15 protein-coding genes are annotated in these 16,366 nt (G+C 45.9%); 10 read left to right on the forward strand and 5 right to left on the reverse strand.

What is annotated here, in order from left to right; genetic code table 11:
- Positions 1-78: 78 nt before the first annotated feature.
- The gene (locus ACHUFQ_RS02050) at positions 79-1,197 is read right to left on the reverse strand and encodes a PilT/PilU family type 4a pilus ATPase (protein WP_394172524.1); all 1,119 of its coding nucleotides are present in this window, start codon (positions 1,195-1,197) and stop codon (positions 79-81) included.
- A gap of 14 nt (positions 1,198-1,211) precedes the next feature.
- Positions 1,212-2,255, reverse strand: coding sequence for a type IV pilus twitching motility protein PilT (locus ACHUFQ_RS02055; protein WP_394172526.1), 1,044 nt, complete (start codon positions 2,253-2,255; stop codon positions 1,212-1,214).
- Positions 2,256-2,297: 42 nt separating this feature from the next.
- Here ACHUFQ_RS02055 and ACHUFQ_RS02060 point away from each other — a divergent pair, with 42 nt between their 5' ends.
- The 6 genes from ACHUFQ_RS02060 (at position 2,298) to hemW (ending at position 7,224) form a co-directional block, all read left to right on the forward strand.
- Positions 2,298-2,984, forward strand: a complete 687-nt coding sequence (locus tag ACHUFQ_RS02060) for a YggS family pyridoxal phosphate-dependent enzyme (RefSeq protein WP_394172528.1) — start codon at positions 2,298-2,300, stop codon at positions 2,982-2,984.
- 75 nt (positions 2,985-3,059) lie between these two features.
- Positions 3,060-3,884, forward strand: a complete 825-nt coding sequence (gene proC / locus ACHUFQ_RS02065; RefSeq protein WP_394172529.1) for a pyrroline-5-carboxylate reductase — start codon at positions 3,060-3,062, stop codon at positions 3,882-3,884.
- Positions 3,885-3,935: 51 nt separating this feature from the next.
- Positions 3,936-4,484, forward strand: coding sequence for a YggT family protein (locus ACHUFQ_RS02070; protein WP_394172531.1), 549 nt, complete (start codon positions 3,936-3,938; stop codon positions 4,482-4,484).
- A gap of 214 nt (positions 4,485-4,698) precedes the next feature.
- Positions 4,699-5,142 carry a DUF4426 domain-containing protein gene (locus ACHUFQ_RS02075; protein ID WP_394172532.1) on the forward strand — a complete coding sequence of 148 codons (444 nt, stop codon included), beginning with the start codon at positions 4,699-4,701 and terminating at the stop codon, positions 5,140-5,142.
- A gap of 333 nt (positions 5,143-5,475) precedes the next feature.
- The gene (gene rdgB / locus ACHUFQ_RS02080; RefSeq protein ID WP_394172534.1) at positions 5,476-6,075 is read left to right on the forward strand and encodes an RdgB/HAM1 family non-canonical purine NTP pyrophosphatase; all 600 of its coding nucleotides are present in this window, start codon (positions 5,476-5,478) and stop codon (positions 6,073-6,075) included.
- Positions 6,076-7,224, forward strand: a complete 1,149-nt coding sequence (gene hemW, locus ACHUFQ_RS02085) for a radical SAM family heme chaperone HemW (RefSeq protein ID WP_394172820.1) — start codon at positions 6,076-6,078, stop codon at positions 7,222-7,224. It begins immediately after the preceding gene.
- Here hemW and ACHUFQ_RS02090 read toward each other — a convergent pair.
- Positions 7,219-7,437 (reverse strand): hypothetical protein, encoded by a 219-nt coding sequence (locus tag ACHUFQ_RS02090; RefSeq protein ID WP_394172536.1) that lies wholly within the window; start codon positions 7,435-7,437, stop codon positions 7,219-7,221. The genes hemW and ACHUFQ_RS02090 overlap by 6 nt on opposite strands.
- A gap of 237 nt (positions 7,438-7,674) precedes the next feature.
- Between ACHUFQ_RS02090 and tadA the strand changes: the two genes are divergently transcribed.
- A complete protein-coding gene (gene tadA / locus ACHUFQ_RS02095) occupies positions 7,675-8,181 on the forward strand; it encodes a tRNA adenosine(34) deaminase TadA (RefSeq protein ID WP_394172538.1) in 507 nt (168 codons plus the stop codon).
- 109 nt (positions 8,182-8,290) lie between these two features.
- Here tadA and ACHUFQ_RS02100 read toward each other — a convergent pair whose 3' ends face one another.
- A complete protein-coding gene (locus ACHUFQ_RS02100) occupies positions 8,291-8,413 on the reverse strand; it encodes a hypothetical protein (protein ID WP_394172540.1) in 123 nt (40 codons plus the stop codon).
- A gap of 268 nt (positions 8,414-8,681) precedes the next feature.
- A complete protein-coding gene (mltF, locus tag ACHUFQ_RS02105) occupies positions 8,682-10,070 on the reverse strand; it encodes a membrane-bound lytic murein transglycosylase MltF (protein ID WP_394172542.1) in 1,389 nt (462 codons plus the stop codon).
- Between the two features lie 151 nt (positions 10,071-10,221).
- Between mltF and purL the strand changes: the two genes are divergently transcribed.
- From purL to ACHUFQ_RS02120, 3 genes are all read left to right on the forward strand, one after another.
- Complete coding sequence (purL, locus tag ACHUFQ_RS02110) at positions 10,222-14,145, forward strand: phosphoribosylformylglycinamidine synthase (RefSeq protein WP_394172544.1); 3,924 nt, start codon at positions 10,222-10,224, stop codon at positions 14,143-14,145.
- 378 nt (positions 14,146-14,523) lie between these two features.
- Positions 14,524-15,852: an aminotransferase class V-fold PLP-dependent enzyme gene (locus ACHUFQ_RS02115; protein ID WP_394172546.1), complete on the forward strand. Its 1,329-nt coding sequence runs from the start codon at positions 14,524-14,526 to the stop codon at positions 15,850-15,852.
- An 88-nt stretch (positions 15,853-15,940) separates the two neighbouring features.
- Positions 15,941-16,366 (forward strand): hypothetical protein, encoded by a 426-nt coding sequence (locus tag ACHUFQ_RS02120; RefSeq protein ID WP_394172548.1) that lies wholly within the window; start codon positions 15,941-15,943, stop codon positions 16,364-16,366.

Raw genomic sequence — 16,366 nt, forward strand, 5'->3', positions numbered from 1 at the left:
ACCATTCTCTGCAATCAAAGCCTTGCCTAAAAGCCTTTAAATTCTCACTGAGTGAGCAATAATTTAATGTGATTGGTTTTAGTCATCAAAGCCGTCTAACGTCGCTCCTTTTAACCCACCCATGCCGGTTTGCTCGTTGGAACGTAATTTGATCATCAAACGCAAATCGTTCGGTGAGTCGGCATGATGCAAGGCATCGGTGTAACTGATTTTGCCCGCCTCGTATTGATCAAATAATGCCTGATCAAAGGTTTGCATACCTAGCTCACGGGACTTGGCCATTACTTCCTTGATATCCCCGACTTCGCCTTTTTTAATTAATTCCGCGATATAAGGAGAATTCAACAAGATTTCAATGGCCGCTGCACGGCCATTACCATCTCGAGTTGGTACTAGCTGCTGGGCAATAATGCCGCGCAGGTTAAGCGCCAAATCAAATAATAACTTGCCGTGCTGTTCCGCTGGCACTAAGTGCATAATCCGATCAATGGCCTGGTTAGCATTGTTGGCGTGGAGTGTAGCAATACACAAATGCCCGGTTTCAGCGAAACTTAAGGCATGTTCCATGATTTCCTGAGAACGGATCTCACCAATCAGGATGACATCGGGTGCCTGGCGCAAGGAACTTTTCAGCGCCGCGTCAAACGAGTCGGTATCGGTACCCACTTCCCGTTGAGTGATCATCGATTTACCATGTTCATGGACAAATTCTACCGGGTCTTCAATGGTTAGAATGTGGCCGCGGGCATTGCGATTTCGATAACCAATTAATGAGGCCATCGACGTGGACTTACCGGTACCGGTACCACCAACAAATAACACCAGGCCGCGCTTGGACATTACCACATCTTTTAAGACCTGAGGTAAGCCGAGCTGGTCAACATCGGGAATTTGCGTAACAATCCGACGAATCACCATACCTGGCATTTCCCGTTGCCAGAACGCAGATATACGAAAACGACCGATGCCATCTACCGCAATAGCGTAGTTACATTCTTTGGTTTCTTCGTACTCTTTTAACTGCTTCTCATTCATCGAACCTTCAACCAGCTCAAGGGCCGATCCATAGGTCAGTACCTGATCATCAACCGGCGTTAATTCGCCATTGATTTTGGCACTGGGAGGCAGATTCACTGTAATAAATAAATCTGAACCATCCATTTCAATCATGGTTTGCAGTAATTGATGAAAATACATGGGTAAATCCTTGATTAATAAACCTTAAATTGGTTCTTATCTACAGCTTTTGCCATCGCATCTTCGCGCGATATCATGCCGCGGCTCAATAGATTCTGCAAACACTGATCCATGGTTTGCATACCATGTTGCATCCCGGTTTGAATCGCAGAGTACATTTGCGCAATCTTATCTTCACGGATCAAGTTTCGAATCGCCGGTACACCAATCATAATTTCGTGAGCAGCAACTCGGCCGCCACCAACTTTTTTGATCAGGGTTTGTGAAATTACCGCGCGCAGAGATTCTGACAACATAGAACGAACCATGTCTTTTTCTTCACCCGGGAATACATCGATAATACGGTCAATCGTTTTCGGTGCTGACGTGGTGTGCAAGGTACCAAAAACCAGGTGACCGGTTTCTGCGGCAGTCATTGCCAGACGAATGGTTTCCAAGTCCCGCATCTCACCAACCAGAATCACATCGGGATCCTCACGAAGCGCCGAACGCAATGCGTTACTAAAGCTCAATGTGTCCCGGTGCACTTCCCGCTGGTTAATCAAACATTGTTTGTTAGGGTGGACGAATTCAATCGGATCTTCGATAGTCAGAATATGATCGCGCTTGGTGTCGTTAATATAATCGACCATCGCGGCAAGTGTGGTCGACTTACCTGAACCAGTAGGGCCGGTAACCAATACCAGGCCACGCGGGTTTTCTGAGATGGTTCGGAATATATCCGGACAACCTAATTGGTCCAGTGACAAAATTTCGCTAGGAATGGTACGGAAAACCGCTGCAGGCCCACGATTCTGGTTAAAGGCATTGACCCTGAAACGCGCAAGGTTAGGCACTTCAAAGGAAAAATCCACTTCCAGATTTTCTTCGTATTCTTTTCGCTGGCGATCAGTCATAATATCGTAAACCAGCGCGTTGACGTCTTTATCTTCAAGGGCGGGTACGTTAACTTTACGTACATCACCGTCTACTCGAATGGCGGGGGGCATGCCTGTAGATAGATGTAAATCGGATGCATTGTGTTCAACACTAAATGCTAATAGTTCGGTAATATCCATACATTCCCTTAACTTATTATCATTGTTATAAAGAAATAAAACATGACAGAAATTGCGACTAAGCTGACGCAAGTACAACAGCAGATCAGTAGCGCCTGTAATAAGGCTAACCGAAGCCCACAGGAAGTTACTCTCTTAGCGGTCAGCAAAACAAAATCAGCTCAGTTAATTCAACAGGCCATTGACGCGGGACAACGAAATTTTGGTGAGAATTATGTCCAGGAAGCTGTAACTAAAATCCAGCAACTTGCTCACAACTCTGACCTTATTTGGCATTTTATCGGTCCCATACAAGCCAATAAAACCCGTCTAATCGCTGAAAATTTTTCCTGGGTACATAGTGTAGATCGGGAAAAAATCGCCAAACGTCTGAATGAACAACGTGCTGTTAACATTACCCCCCTGAACGTTTGTTTACAAGTGAATATTAGTGACGAGCAATCGAAATCCGGGGTTGGTGTTCAAGAATTATTCGCACTTGCAGATTTTGTCAGCAATTGTAAACAGTTACGATTGCGTGGAGTGATGGCAATTCCGGAGAAAACCGATAATATTGGTCATCGTTTACAGCAATTTTCGGCGATGGAAAACCTCTATCAACAACTTAAGTTACGTTACCCCCAAGTGGATACTTTATCGATGGGAATGAGTAATGATATGGAACAGGCGATTGCCTGTCATTCTACGATGGTACGCATCGGCACCGCCATATTTGGCAAGCGGGACTAAACATCAACCAAAATTCTGGTGCCCTACATTGGTCCTGTTTTGGTTACCATTAATGCAATAGATTAGTGAATAAATATGAGCAAAAATATTATCGCCTTTATCGGCGCCGGCAATATGAGCCGGGCTATCATCGCCGGGTTAGTCGCTAATGGCTATCCGGCAAAAAACATCATCGCCGCAAACCCTGGTATGGGCAAGCTTGAAGCTTTGCAGCAAGAGTTTAACATACAGGTGACGCAGGATAATGTTCAAGCCTGTGCGCAGGCCGAACTTGTGGTTTTAGCGGTAAAACCCCATTTAATACAGTCGGTATGTCAGCAGCTCGCTGCAGACGTAGATTTAACCTTAAAATGCTTTGTCAGCGTTGCTGCCGGGGTTAACATTGCTCCGATGCAATCGGCGTTAGGTTTTGCCGCGCCGATTATTCGTTGTATGCCAAACACACCTTCGCAGTTGGGCCTTGGTGTCAGCGGTATGTTTGCCTCCAATGAGGTGAGCGAAGAGCAAAAACAACTGGCGAGTCGATTAATGGCCAGTGTCGGTATCGTGCAGTGGTTAAGCAGTGAAGCACAAATCGATGATTTGATCGCCGTGTCTGGTTCCGGACCAGCGTATTTCTTCGCATTTATGGAAGCAATGCAAGCCAAAGCTATGGCCTTAGGGTTTGATAAACAACAAGCCAGAGCTCTGGTACAACAAACCGCATTAGGTGCCGCCCAAATGGTTGTCGAAAATAGCGGCGAGGAAATTGCAACCTTGCGTGAAAATGTCACCTCAAAAGGTGGGACAACGCAACAAGCGCTAATGACCTTTGCTGACGGTGGTTTGCCACAATTGGTCGATAAAGCCATGCAAGCAGCAAAAGACCGGGCCATAGACATGGCCAAAGATAACGCATAACCATATAAACCTGATATTGTTGATATAGTTAATAAAAACTTTGGAGAATTCATGGAAGCTGTCAATTTCCTGCTTACCTTTTTGTTTGACACGTATGTAATGATTCTGTTGCTCAGAGTCTGGCTGCAACTCGCAAGAGCGGATTTTTACAATCCATTTAGCCAATTTGTCGTCAAAGCCACTGCACCTGTTGTGAATCCGTTTCGACGCATAATCCCCGGCTTAGGCGGTATCGATATGGCAACCATTGTTGTCGCAATATTAATAAGCATCGCCAAGTTTGTGGTGTTATCCATCGTTAATGGCGCTCCGGTCGATTTGCTTTTGTTCGTGATTGTTGGGGCATTATTTGCCATTAAACAAGCTGGATTTTTAATATTCTGGGTCATGATATTGATGGCATTGATGAGTTGGGTGGTGCAAAGCGGCAATCCAGTGCAATTTTTATTTCACCAGTTAACGCAACCGATTCTCAATCCGATCCGACGCATTTTACCGGATATGGGTGGGTTGGATCTGTCAGTTTTGATCGCGCTAGTCGGTTTGAATTTTCTTAATTTATTTCTCGGCGGATTCGTTCCCTACTGGCATTCATTGTAATTCCCATGTCAAAAGCGCCCTTCCCCGGGCGCTTTGTTCCTCCCATACCCAAACTCTCATAAAATCAGTATGATAGGCTTTTGGGAAAGGCTTCAGGCAGCGATTAAACGGCAAGTTACATTGCCAGAACCTACAGCAAGGGTTCTGAATTGGGAAATTCGCGACGCCGCAGAGCTGTTATAATTAAACTAGATTGAATGAGCTGGAAATGAATATGTTTAAACCTTGGATATTAGCGGTTATCTGCCTGAGCTTTATCGGCACAGCTTATGCTCAACAACCGGAAACGTACGTCAAACAACTGGGTAAAATGGAAGTCCACTACATTGGTATACCCACCTCATTTTTAACCCCGGAAGTTGCGCAAAGCTACAAAATTGAACGGAGTCGTTATCGTGGCTTACTTAACATCGTAGCTCTGGATACCACCAGTGATGAGAAACCGGCGTTGTCTGTCGGTATTTCCGGTACCGCCACAAATCTGGTGGGTCAAACCTTTAAGCTGGAATTTAACAAAATTACCGAAGGCAAGGCCATCTATTATTTGGCGACCGTGGATTATCCAAATGATGAAACCTATCGCTTTGACATATTGATTAACAATAAAGGCGATGAGCAACGCTTAAAGTTTACCCAAAAATTTTATGTTGATGAGTAATTACGACGAATAACAACACTTATGAAAATCGGCTAAATGCCTGTGCTATGTCAGTGCTATGTCAGAACGGATGACGTTTTGTTCGAGCGGAGAATAAAAACTATCAAGGTTTATTATTCGCTAAAACGCTGGACAGAAACCCCCTATTTCTGCCCGGCACCTCATCAATCTTTTTCATCACCCTAGCACTACCACTTCTAAATTGTGTAATGGGTGGTATAAGTTTGAGAATGCGGTATCATGCCGCATTTTTTAATGCTCGTTCATTCGCATTTTATGAACGCGTGGGTGCAACAACGCACTGACTCTAACGTATCAGGACGGAAGCGAAACATGAAACAATCCATCGTATTGGCCACCGGTAATCCCGGCAAAGTCAAAGAGCTTTCTGAGCTTTTGCAAGAGCATCACATTGAAGTATTACCACAAAGTCGCTTTGATGTTGCGGATGTCGCAGAAACTGGCACCACCTTTGTAGAAAATGCCATTATCAAAGCCCGTCACGCGGCAAAATGTACTGGCTTACCCGCCATCGCTGATGATTCTGGTCTGGAAGTCGATTTTCTTAACGGACAACCCGGCATTTATTCAGCGCGCTATGGCGGTGAAGCGGGTAATGACGGCGCTAATAACGAAAAACTGATGGCCGCCATGGCGGATGCTGACAACAAACAACGAAGTGCGCGATTTCAATGTGTGTTGGTTTATATGCGACACGCTGACGATTCGACACCGGTTATTTGCCATGGCACCTGGGAAGGTAGCATTGTCACTGAAGCACAAGGCGATCAAGGTTTCGGATACGACCCGTTATTCTGGGTAGATGCTCATCAATGTACGTCAGCGCAGTTACCTCGCGCGGTTAAGAATCAATTAAGCCATCGCGGCAAGGCGTTAAAACAATTGTTAGCGCATTTTCAACAGCTGGATTAAATCGTGCTTATCTCCCCACCGCTGTCTCTGTATATCCATATTCCCTGGTGTGTGCAAAAGTGTCCTTATTGTGATTTTAATTCACACGCCCTGAAACAGGATATTGATGAACCCGCCTATGTGGCTGCTCTGTTAAACGACCTTAACGATGATATCGACCGCTTCACGATTGACCGACCTTTGCATTCGATTTTTATTGGCGGTGGCACCCCAAGCTTGTTCTCACCTAACGCTATCGGCAGTATTCTTGATGGCGTTGGCCAGCGCCTGCACATAGGTAGTGATACCGAAATTACTCTTGAAGCAAATCCCGGCACCGTTGAAGCCGACAAGTTTAAGGGCTTTGCCAGTGCCGGTGTAAACCGTCTATCGATTGGCGTACAAAGTTTTGCCTCCGATAAGTTAATTAAACTGGGACGAATTCATGACTCTGGGCAAGCGATTCGTGCCGCAGAGATGGCCCATCATGCCGGCATTCGTAGTTTTAATCTGGATTTGATGCATGGTCTGGAAAATCAAAATGTCGGCCATGCGCTCGACGATTTACGCCAGGCCATTGCGCTTAATCCACAACACCTTTCCTGGTATCAACTGACTATCGAGCCCAATACCGCTTTTTATTCAAAACCTCCGACATTGCCCGTAGACGAAACACTGTGGGAGATCCAGGAGCAAGGGTTTGAGTTGCTTAAAAGCGCCGGGTATCAGCAATACGAAATTTCAGCATTTAGTAAAGGTGAACAGTTCCAGAGCCAGCACAATCTCAACTATTGGCAAAATGGGGATTATCTGGGAATTGGCTGCGGTGCTCATGGCAAAATAACCGATATCAGCGGGCAAACCATTCACCGTACGGTAAAGGTAAAACACCCGAAAGGCTATCTGCAAAAAGATCGCCAGGCACTGGATCACTGGCACCAGGTCGCTCAGGCCGAACGACCATTTGAATATATGATGAACCGTCTACGTTTGTTCAAACCGTTTACCTTGTTGGATTATCAACAAGCTACCGGCCTGGGCGAAGACAGCATCAAAGAACCGCTACAACAGGCAACCACTAAAGGATTGCTGCTAAAAGAGGGCGACCAGTATCGGGTCACTGAACAAGGTCATCGTTACCTGAATGATTTGCTCGCCCTGTTTTTATAAGTTATCGATTTCACTTTTCAGATCGTATCCTTTATCGGTTACGATTTTTTCCAATGTTTCGATACGCTGCTTCATTTCGCCGATTTCATTCATTAATTCATCATGTTTTTTTCGCGAACGTTGATTGTTGTGTTGAAGCTTCTGACGTTGATTAAAGTATTCGTATATGAGTGAACATACAACGATAATAATGACAAAATTAAATACGCTCATAGTGCTTTTCTTCTCTTAATTCACATAGCCCAAAAGGTTAAGGTCATTGGTTAAATAAGTTGATTATTATAGAATAAGCAATTTACAGACCAACGCCAAAGCAATTTCAAAATCTAATACAAAACAGTCAATTAGGTAGCATTGGCAACCTTATATGACACAATTAGCTAAACTAAGTTAGAGTTATTCGACCAGTTTTTAGTTAAATCAACCACATTAAAGGGATAAATTGATTCCATGACGAGTGAGATACAAAGCTTAGATGAACGTTTTATGCAAGCTGCGATGGAAGAAGCGCAACGAGCAGCATCGCTTGGTGAAATCCCGGTTGGTGCGGTATTAGTTCATAATGGTGAAATTATCGCCCGCGGGTGTAACCAGAGTATTACCTTAAACGATCCTTCCGCCCATGCTGAAATGCAGGCAATACGCGAAGCTGGGCAAGTACTTAATAATTATCGAATGCTCGACTGTACACTCTATGTCACCCTGGAACCTTGCCCTATGTGCACCGGTCTGCTGGTGCATAGTCGTATTAAACGCCTGGTTTTTGCGGCAAGCGACGCAAAAACCGGTGCCTGTGGAAGCGTCTTTAATTTAGCGCAATCAGAACAATTGAACCACCAGTTAGAGATCACCGGCGGCGTTCTCGCTCAACCATGTTCACAATACTTATCAGCATTTTTTAAAACGCGACGAGAACAAAAGAAAAAGGAAAAGCTTGCCCGGCGCCGCGAATCATAATCAGCAAGCTGACGTTGATATATTTGCAGGCCTAAGTGCTGGATTATATCCATTCCAGCAATTCCTTTAAGCAATAGAATCTTGCTGGCATCCAGCCAGGGGTTAAGGGTTAAGTACCGCTCTGACTTTGTAACACCACTCGAAAGAATACTCGATAGCGGGAATTGACTTTGCGATGCGTTGAGCGCGCCTGGCGACGTCGATGGTTTGCTCTTAATGCTTTTCTTTTCATGACAACCTCCGTTAATACCGCCAACGATGCAATCGAATATCCACATCGTTGTCGCCGATACAAAGTAACAATGAGCCAAGAGTCATACTACGCGCTCGCTGCTCAGTTTAGCAACACTCGCTTAGCTTCTCTGCTATCTACAAACTTAATGTGATTGCTATAAGTATACAAAACCCATATGACATTTTTATGAAAGATTTGTCTACCGATACCCCCTCCCCTCAGCGTTATTGCTAAGCGAGTCATGATGTGGAGCTATATCAGCAAGTTAATGATTTTGGTTGTCGTGCAAAGTTTCTTCATCTAAATGCACTAATGTGTCGTAATAGGCGCGAATATTTTCGACATAGCGTACCGGTTCATCCCCTCGAACATATCCATATTTGGCTGCTTGATAATACTTTCGTTGTTTTAATAATGGCAGGGTTGCTTTCACGTCAAGCCAGCGGTCAGGATCACCGCCTTGTTGCTCGGTTAGCAGTCGTGCATCTTCCAGATGTCCCCAACCAATATTGTAGGCCGCCAAAGCGAACCACTGTCGATCCGGGTTACTGATACGATGTGGGATCCGGGCAAACATTTGCTGAAATAATCTGCCCGCACCACGAATACTTTGTTCAGCATCTAAACGTGAATAAACGTCCAGCTGTTTTGCCGTTTTCTTATCCAACATCATCATACCGCGACCTCCGGTATGAGAGCGCGCAGTAGGTTGCCATTGAGATTCCTGATAGGCGATCGCAGCGAGTAAGCGCCAGTCCATGCCTTCTGCGTGTTTGCGAAACATGGGTTCAAACTGACTCAGTTTTACTTTCGTTGCATTGATAAATCCGCGGTTATCGATGCCGGCGATGCGCACCGTATCGGAATAGTATTTTTGCGTTAACGTTAACAAGGTACCGTCATGATGAGCTTCGCCAAAAAATTCCACTAAAGATGCCAGCAATGCATCGTCTGCGTCCTTGTCCAGCATCCAGGCGATTGGTTGTAATTCCTGAATCGTAAATGCGACATTCACCTGCGGATATGCCTGCTGATTCAAAATCAGGGTATTTGAGTCGACAATGGTAAAATCGATATCCCCTTCACCGACCGCACGCAGCAACTCCTCACTGTCATGGGAATCGCTCTCTTTCCAGCTAAGATTAGGCTCAAGCTTTTGTAATTGTTTCAGGTTTTGCGCATGAGAAGAGTCTTTGACAACCAGCAAATCACCATCAAGTTCATTGATGGATTTTGGCCACTTCCCGCCTTGTCTAAACACTAATTCCTGGGAGACCTGACCATAACTGGGCGTAAAACGATACGTTGCTAATCGCTCTTGGGTGACACTTAACCCCGCCGCGAGAATATCCACCTGCCCTGAATCCAGTTTATCCAACAATTCGCTTAAATTGTTCGCCGGTACCATTTGCAAGGTAACACCGAGGTATTGGCTGTATTTGCGAGCCAATTCAAATTCAAAACCAGCTTCCAGCGATGCCTGATGATAATAGTTTCCTGGCCCCTGTAAAGTCCCAACCCGCAAAGTCTTATGTTCGAGAATTTGTTCTAACGAAGCCGAACGATGCGGTTCATTACAGGCACTGAGGATAAACGCCAACGCGAAGCAAACAAACAGGCGAAGGTGTTGAGCATTAAGGATAAATTTTTTCATAACCATTTTATTGTGTCGCGAATTATGAAAATTTTACAGCACTTTTTCGAATTAGTTCTCATAAAGCGGGTTTTTATCTTATCAAAGGTCATCTTTTCTTCTATAATGCGCAGCAAAATTTACCCTTCAATCTAACCATGGTATTTAGTTTATGGAAATCCTACGCGGCGCTCCGGCGCTATCCGATTTCAGAATAAAAAAACTCCTGGCGCAATGTGCGCAACTGAACCTGCCGGTCACTGACATATACGCAGAGTTCATGCACTTCTCGCACAACCGTGCGGCGTTGACTAAGGACGAATTCAGTAAACTGGAAAAGTTGCTGACTTACGGACCGACCATCGAAGAACATGAGCCGCAAGGCACGCTTTTTCTGGTTACTCCCCGCCCTGGCACCATCTCCCCCTGGTCTTCTAAATCTACCGACATTGCACACAACTGTGGCTTAGATAAAATCATTCGACTTGAACGTGGAATCGCCTATTACGTCGAAGCCTCCACTGAAATGTCGCAACAACAGCAAAACGCCGTCGTTGCTCTGTTTCATGACCGAATGATGGAAGTGGTATTTAGCGATTTTTCACAAGCTGAACAGTTATTCGCGAGTGCTGAACCCGGGCTTCTGGCGTCAGTGGATGTCCTTAACGGCGGTCGCGAGGCGCTGGCTAAAGCCAATGTTGATTTAGGTCTGGCGTTAGCCGACGATGAAATCGACTACTTGGTGGAAAATTTCACCAAACTTGGCCGTAATCCTAACGATATTGAATTGTACATGTTTGCTCAGGCAAACTCGGAACATTGTCGTCATAAAATTTTTAACGCTGACTGGACCATTGATGGCGTTGCTCAGGAAAAATCATTATTTAAGATGATTAAAAATACCTATGAGCAAAACAGCGACTATGTCCTGAGTGCCTATAAAGACAATGCGGCGGTGATGACGGGTTCTGAAGCCGGTCGTTTTTTCGCAAATCCAATAAGCAAAGAATATGAATATACTCAGGAAGATATCCAAATCCTGATGAAGGTGGAAACCCATAACCACCCAACCGCCATTTCACCTTATCCTGGCGCTGCGACCGGTTCTGGTGGTGAAATTCGTGATGAAGGTGCAACGGGTATTGGTTCTAAACCCAAAGCTGGCTTAGTAGGCTTTACCGTATCTAACCTGCGCATCCCAGGTTTTGAACAACCTTGGGAAACCGACTTTGGCAAACCAGGTCGCATCGTATCTGCGCTCGACATTATGACCGAAGGTCCATTGGGTGGCGCAGCATTTAATAACGAATTCGGTCGTCCAAATATTCTCGGTTATTTCCGTACCTACGAAGAACAGGTTCACTCGTTTAATGGTGAAGAAGTCCGTGGTTATCACAAACCCATTATGCTTGCCGGCGGCTTAGGTAACATTCGTGACGAACACGTACAAAAAGGTGAGATTGTCGTAGGTGCTAACCTGATCGCACTCGGTGGTCCGGCGATGAATATTGGTCTGGGAGGCGGTGCCGCCTCTTCAATGGCATCCGGTCAGTCGAATGAAGACTTAGATTTTGCTTCGGTACAGCGCGAAAACCCAGAAATGGAACGTCGCTGTCAGGAAGTGATCGATCGTTGCTGGCAATTGGGTGACGATAACCCGATCTTATTTATTCACGATGTTGGTGCTGGTGGTTTGTCAAACGCATTCCCTGAGCTTGTATCCGATGGTGGCCGTGGTGGTAAGTTTGAACTGCGCAATGTCCCTAACGATGAGCGCAGCATGTCACCATTAGAAATCTGGTGTAATGAATCTCAGGAACGCTATGTATTAGCCGTAGCGCCAGAGCGCATGGATGAATTTAAAGCCATCTGTGAGCGCGAACGAGCTCCATTTGCTGTGGTAGGTTATGCCACAGAAGAAGAGCATCTGACACTGACCGATTCTCACTTTGCTGATGATGCCGATAAAAATACCCCGATTGACCTGTCTTTGGACTTATTATTAGGTAAGCCGCCGAAGATGCATCGCCAGGTGACCAGTAAAACGAAAACCGGTAAAGCCCTTAACCTCGATGGCATCGATTTAAATGATGCGGCCGATCGGATATTAAGCCTGCCAACCGTTGCTGAAAAAACGTTCTTGATCACCATTGGCGATCGTAGCGTTACCGGTATGGTCAATCGTGATCAAATGGTTGGCCCGTGGCAGGTGCCTGTTGCCGATTGCGCCGTAACTGCAGCGGCTTTAGATAGCTATCACGGTGAAGCCATGTCCATGGGTGAGCGCACGCCTGTTGCGTTATTAAACTATGGCGCATCAGCACGCTTAGCCGTAGCGGAATCACTGACCAATATTGCCAGCGCTGACATTGGCGATCTAAATCGCATTAAGCTTTCGGCAAACTGGATGGCCGCAGCTGGTCATCCGGGGGAAGATGCCGGTCTTTACGAAGCGGTAAAAGCCGTAGGTGAAGAGTTATGCCCAGAGCTTGGTTTAACCATTCCGGTTGGTAAAGACTCGATGTCAATGAAAACCCAATGGCAGGACGACGATGGCACAGATAAAGCGGTAACTGCGCCATTATCTTTGGTCATTACGGCCTTTGGTCGAGTGGAAGATATACGTAAAACTGTCACCCCGCAGCTACGCACAGATAAAGGCGATTCGCGCATTGTTGCGATTGACCTTTCTGGTGGTAAAAACCGTCTCGGTGGTTCTTGTCTGGCGCAAGTTTACAAGCAGCTGGGTACACAAACACCGGATGTGGACGAGCCTCAAGTGCTGAAAGGATTTTTTAACGCCATTCAGCAATTAGTGCGTGAAGAGAAGCTTCTGGCTTATCATGATCGCTCCGATGGTGGTTTATTCGCAGCAATTGCGGAAATGGCGTTCGCAGGTCACACCGGTGTTGATATTGATATCAGCAAGCTGGCCGGCGATGATTTAAGTGTTCTGTTTAATGAAGAACTTGGCGCGGTTGTGCAAATCCGTGAAGCGGATGTCGATGCCATTCATGCCATTTTGGCAGAACATGGTATTTTAGAGTATTGCGCAGATATCGGTCGTTTAAATAATGACGATCAGATCCGCTTTAGTCGTGACGGTAATGAAGTACTAACTAACACCCGTACGCACTACCGCACTGTGTGGGCACAAACCACATTCAAAATGCAATCACTACGTGACAATCCGGAGTGTGCTGAGCAAGAGCATATGCTTAAGTTCGACACTGAAGATCCTGGTCTTAACGTAAACTTGACCTTCGATATTAACGAAGACATCGTCGCGTCACACATCGCAGCGGATGCTCAGACGGAAAGTAACCCAAGAGTAGCAATATTGCGTGAGCAAGGGGTTAACTCCCATGTTGAGATGGCCGCCGCATTTGATCGTGCCGGTTTTATCACCGTTGATGTACATATGACCGACGTACTGGCTGGCCGTGTTGATTTAGCCGACTTTAAAGGTTTGGTTGCCTGTGGTGGGTTCTCATACGGTGACGTACTTGGTGCTGGTGAAGGTTGGGCAAAATCCATCTTGTTTAATGATAAAGCCCGTGAGATGTTTAAAACCTTCTTCCACCGTGAAGATACTTTCTCTTTAGGTGTATGTAATGGTTGTCAGATGCTTTCGAATCTTCATGAAATCATCCCTGGCTCCGATGCATGGCCACGATTCGTGCAGAATAAATCTGAGCGTTTTGAAGCACGATTCTCACTGGTAGAAATTCAGCCAAGCCCATCCATCTTCTTTAAAGGTATGGAAGGTTCACATATGCCAATCGCCGTATCTCACGGTGAAGGTCGTGCCGAATTTTCGTCAGAAGAAGCCATTGCCAATGCCAATGATTCTGGCACAGTGGCCATGCGTTATGTCGATAACTATGGCCAGGTGACCGAAACCTATCCTTCGAATCCGAATGGTTCTCCGGATGGTATTACGTCTCTGACGACAACCGACGGACGTGTCACCATTATGATGCCGCATCCAGAACGGGTATTTAGAACCGTGGCAAATTCCTGGCACCCTGATGACTGGCAGGAAGACTCACCTTGGGTTCGCATGTTCCGCAACGCCAGAAAATTTGTCGGCTAACTGCTCTTCGGGGTCGGCCAACTTGCTCTTTGGGGTCGGACACATTTTTAGCTTTCCATAAAAATGGCTCTGACCCCATGATCTGCTGTTTACTCAAACCACTCAGCAATTAAACGTTTTTCCTGATTGCTGAGTGGCGAATTTCCCAAATTCGTTAAACAGCAGCCTGCTCTTACACTCCCGCTCCGCCAACTTGCTCTTCGACAGGCCATTGGGGTCAGATCTTGAATTGCGCAGAAAGTGCGAAATTCAAGATCTGACCCCAGTACCTCACAGACGGCGGATATCTCGGCAAGCAGGCTTTTTCTGAATGCTGCTGTCTGCAGTCTGTTCTAACCTATACTTACCCAAGCACCTAAATACTGAGCGGGGGAGCTCATGTTACGACGTCAATTCTTAAACCGTCTGGGCCTTGGTCTGGGCGCAAGCTTTCTTGCCACAAAACAAGCCTTAGCTTTTGCCTCTGCCAGTAGCAAAGACAGCAGCGGATTTCCCAGCTCAGAGCCGATATCGCCGGCAGACTGGAAAGCGCTCAGAGACTTATTCCCTTTGACCCGGGATTACATTCAACTCGCAACTTTCCTGCTCGCCTCGCATCCAAAACCGGTTGCGGACGCCATTAATTATCATCGTAAAGCCCTTGATGAGAATCCTGCGGATTATTGGCATAGCCAATATCTGACCATAGATGGTGATATCGCCAAATCCGCGGCCGATTACATGGGCGGCGATCCGAAATGCATAGCTCTAACCGATAGCACGACTATGGGCCTCGGTCTGGTTTACAGCGGCTTGTTATTAAAACCAGACGAAGAAATCCTCCATACCACCCATGATCATTATTCTACTGATATGTCGCTTGCCCACCGCGCCAAAAGAACCGGTGCCAAAGTGCGACAAATCGATCTTTATGAAAACGCCTGGGAAGTCAGTGTTGATGATGTCTGCACACGCTTAAAATCATCGATACAACCACAAACCCGAGTATTTGCTTGTACCTGGGTACATTCATCCACCGGAGTAAAACTACCAGTAAGCGCTATGGCTGATGTAATTAAAGACATTAACAAAAGCCGGGGGGAAGATGAGCAAATCCTGTTTTGTGTTGATGGTGTGCATGGCTTTGGCATTGAGGATCAGGACGTCAGCAAACTTGGTTGTGATTTCTTTATCGCCGGCACCCATAAATGGATATTTGGCCCAAGAGGCACGGGGGTGATATGGGGAACGGAGCAAGCCTGGCAGCGCAGCGAAGTGGTGATACCAAGTTTCAGTGCCTCTTACGATGTCTGGCTCGGTAATCTGAGTCAGGATAAGGTACCAGTTGGCGAACATATGACGCCTGGCGGTTTCCATTCCTTTGAACATCGCTGGGCATTACCTGAGGCCTTCAAGCTGCATCAGCAACTTGGTAAAGCAAATGTTCAGCAGCGTATCCATCAGCTCAATACGCAAACCAAAGAAGGTTTGGCAAAAATGTCCCATGTAAAACTTCACACACCGATGGCGACGGAGATTTCTTCCGGCTTAGTGTGTTTCGAAGTAGATGGTATGCACCCGGAAGAGGTGGTGAAAACCTTACATGGAAAAGGGGTGATTATGAGTAATACGCCCTATCGTAAAACCTACGCCCGGTTTGCGCCGTCGCTGATAAACAATGAACAGGAAATCGATAAGGCCCTCGCTGAGGTAAGTTCGTTAGGCTAACGTATTATTTTTCAATACTACCTTTTTTGAGCAAAAAGGCTTTTTCAACTATTTTAAAAGTCACTTTCGGTGGGCGGACTAGTTTACAGTGAACCAAGACAAGACCAATGAAGAGCAATTAGAACGAGTATATTCCAATGGCTCCGAGTATGAAATTCATAAAAATTTTATTGTCGCCCGATTCGCTGAAGGGATCGATCATGGTTTAAAAGAAGCAACATTTGTCAGGCAACTATTGGCGGATAAATTTCAAGGGCCTTTTGGGTTCATCGCCGACCGTCGCAATAGTTATTCGATACACCCTGAATACATCGAAGGTGTCTTTGAAGATTTTGATAACTTTAAATGTATCGCCTGGGTAACTTATGCATCACCTATTAAAACCGAGGCGAGTAAACACGTCGCAGCCTACTTCCCTAATGATGTGCTGCGAGGTTTTTTCGACACCCTACCCGAAGCGACTTATTGGGTAACTACGCAGATTAATCAATACACAAATTTACGGTCTGGTTAA

The sequence above is a fragment of the Thalassotalea litorea genome, assembly GCF_043642205.1.
GTDB lineage: Bacteria > Pseudomonadota > Gammaproteobacteria > Enterobacterales > Alteromonadaceae > Thalassotalea_A > Thalassotalea_A litorea.

Bases quoted from the DNA above. Each gene is read 5' to 3' on its own strand.
- ACHUFQ_RS02050 (WP_394172524.1), bottom strand. From the start codon at position 1,197: ATGTATTTTCATCAATTACTGCAAACCATGATTGAAATGGATGGTTCA.
- ACHUFQ_RS02055 (WP_394172526.1), bottom strand. From the start codon at position 2,255: ATGGATATTACCGAACTATTAGCATTTAGTGTTGAACACAATGCATCC.
- ACHUFQ_RS02060 (WP_394172528.1), top strand. From the start codon at position 2,298: ATGACAGAAATTGCGACTAAGCTGACGCAAGTACAACAGCAGATCAGT.
- proC (WP_394172529.1), top strand. From the start codon at position 3,060: ATGAGCAAAAATATTATCGCCTTTATCGGCGCCGGCAATATGAGCCGG.
- ACHUFQ_RS02070 (WP_394172531.1), top strand. From the start codon at position 3,936: ATGGAAGCTGTCAATTTCCTGCTTACCTTTTTGTTTGACACGTATGTA.
- ACHUFQ_RS02075 (WP_394172532.1), top strand. From the start codon at position 4,699: ATGTTTAAACCTTGGATATTAGCGGTTATCTGCCTGAGCTTTATCGGC.
- rdgB (WP_394172534.1), top strand. From the start codon at position 5,476: ATGAAACAATCCATCGTATTGGCCACCGGTAATCCCGGCAAAGTCAAA.
- ACHUFQ_RS02090 (WP_394172536.1), bottom strand. From the start codon at position 7,437: ATGAGCGTATTTAATTTTGTCATTATTATCGTTGTATGTTCACTCATA.
- tadA (WP_394172538.1), top strand. From the start codon at position 7,675: ATGACGAGTGAGATACAAAGCTTAGATGAACGTTTTATGCAAGCTGCG.
- ACHUFQ_RS02100 (WP_394172540.1), bottom strand. From the start codon at position 8,413: ATGAAAAGAAAAGCATTAAGAGCAAACCATCGACGTCGCCAGGCGCGC.
- mltF (WP_394172542.1), bottom strand. From the start codon at position 10,070: ATGAAAAAATTTATCCTTAATGCTCAACACCTTCGCCTGTTTGTTTGC.
- purL (WP_394172544.1), top strand. From the start codon at position 10,222: ATGGAAATCCTACGCGGCGCTCCGGCGCTATCCGATTTCAGAATAAAA.
- ACHUFQ_RS02115 (WP_394172546.1), top strand. From the start codon at position 14,524: ATGTTACGACGTCAATTCTTAAACCGTCTGGGCCTTGGTCTGGGCGCA.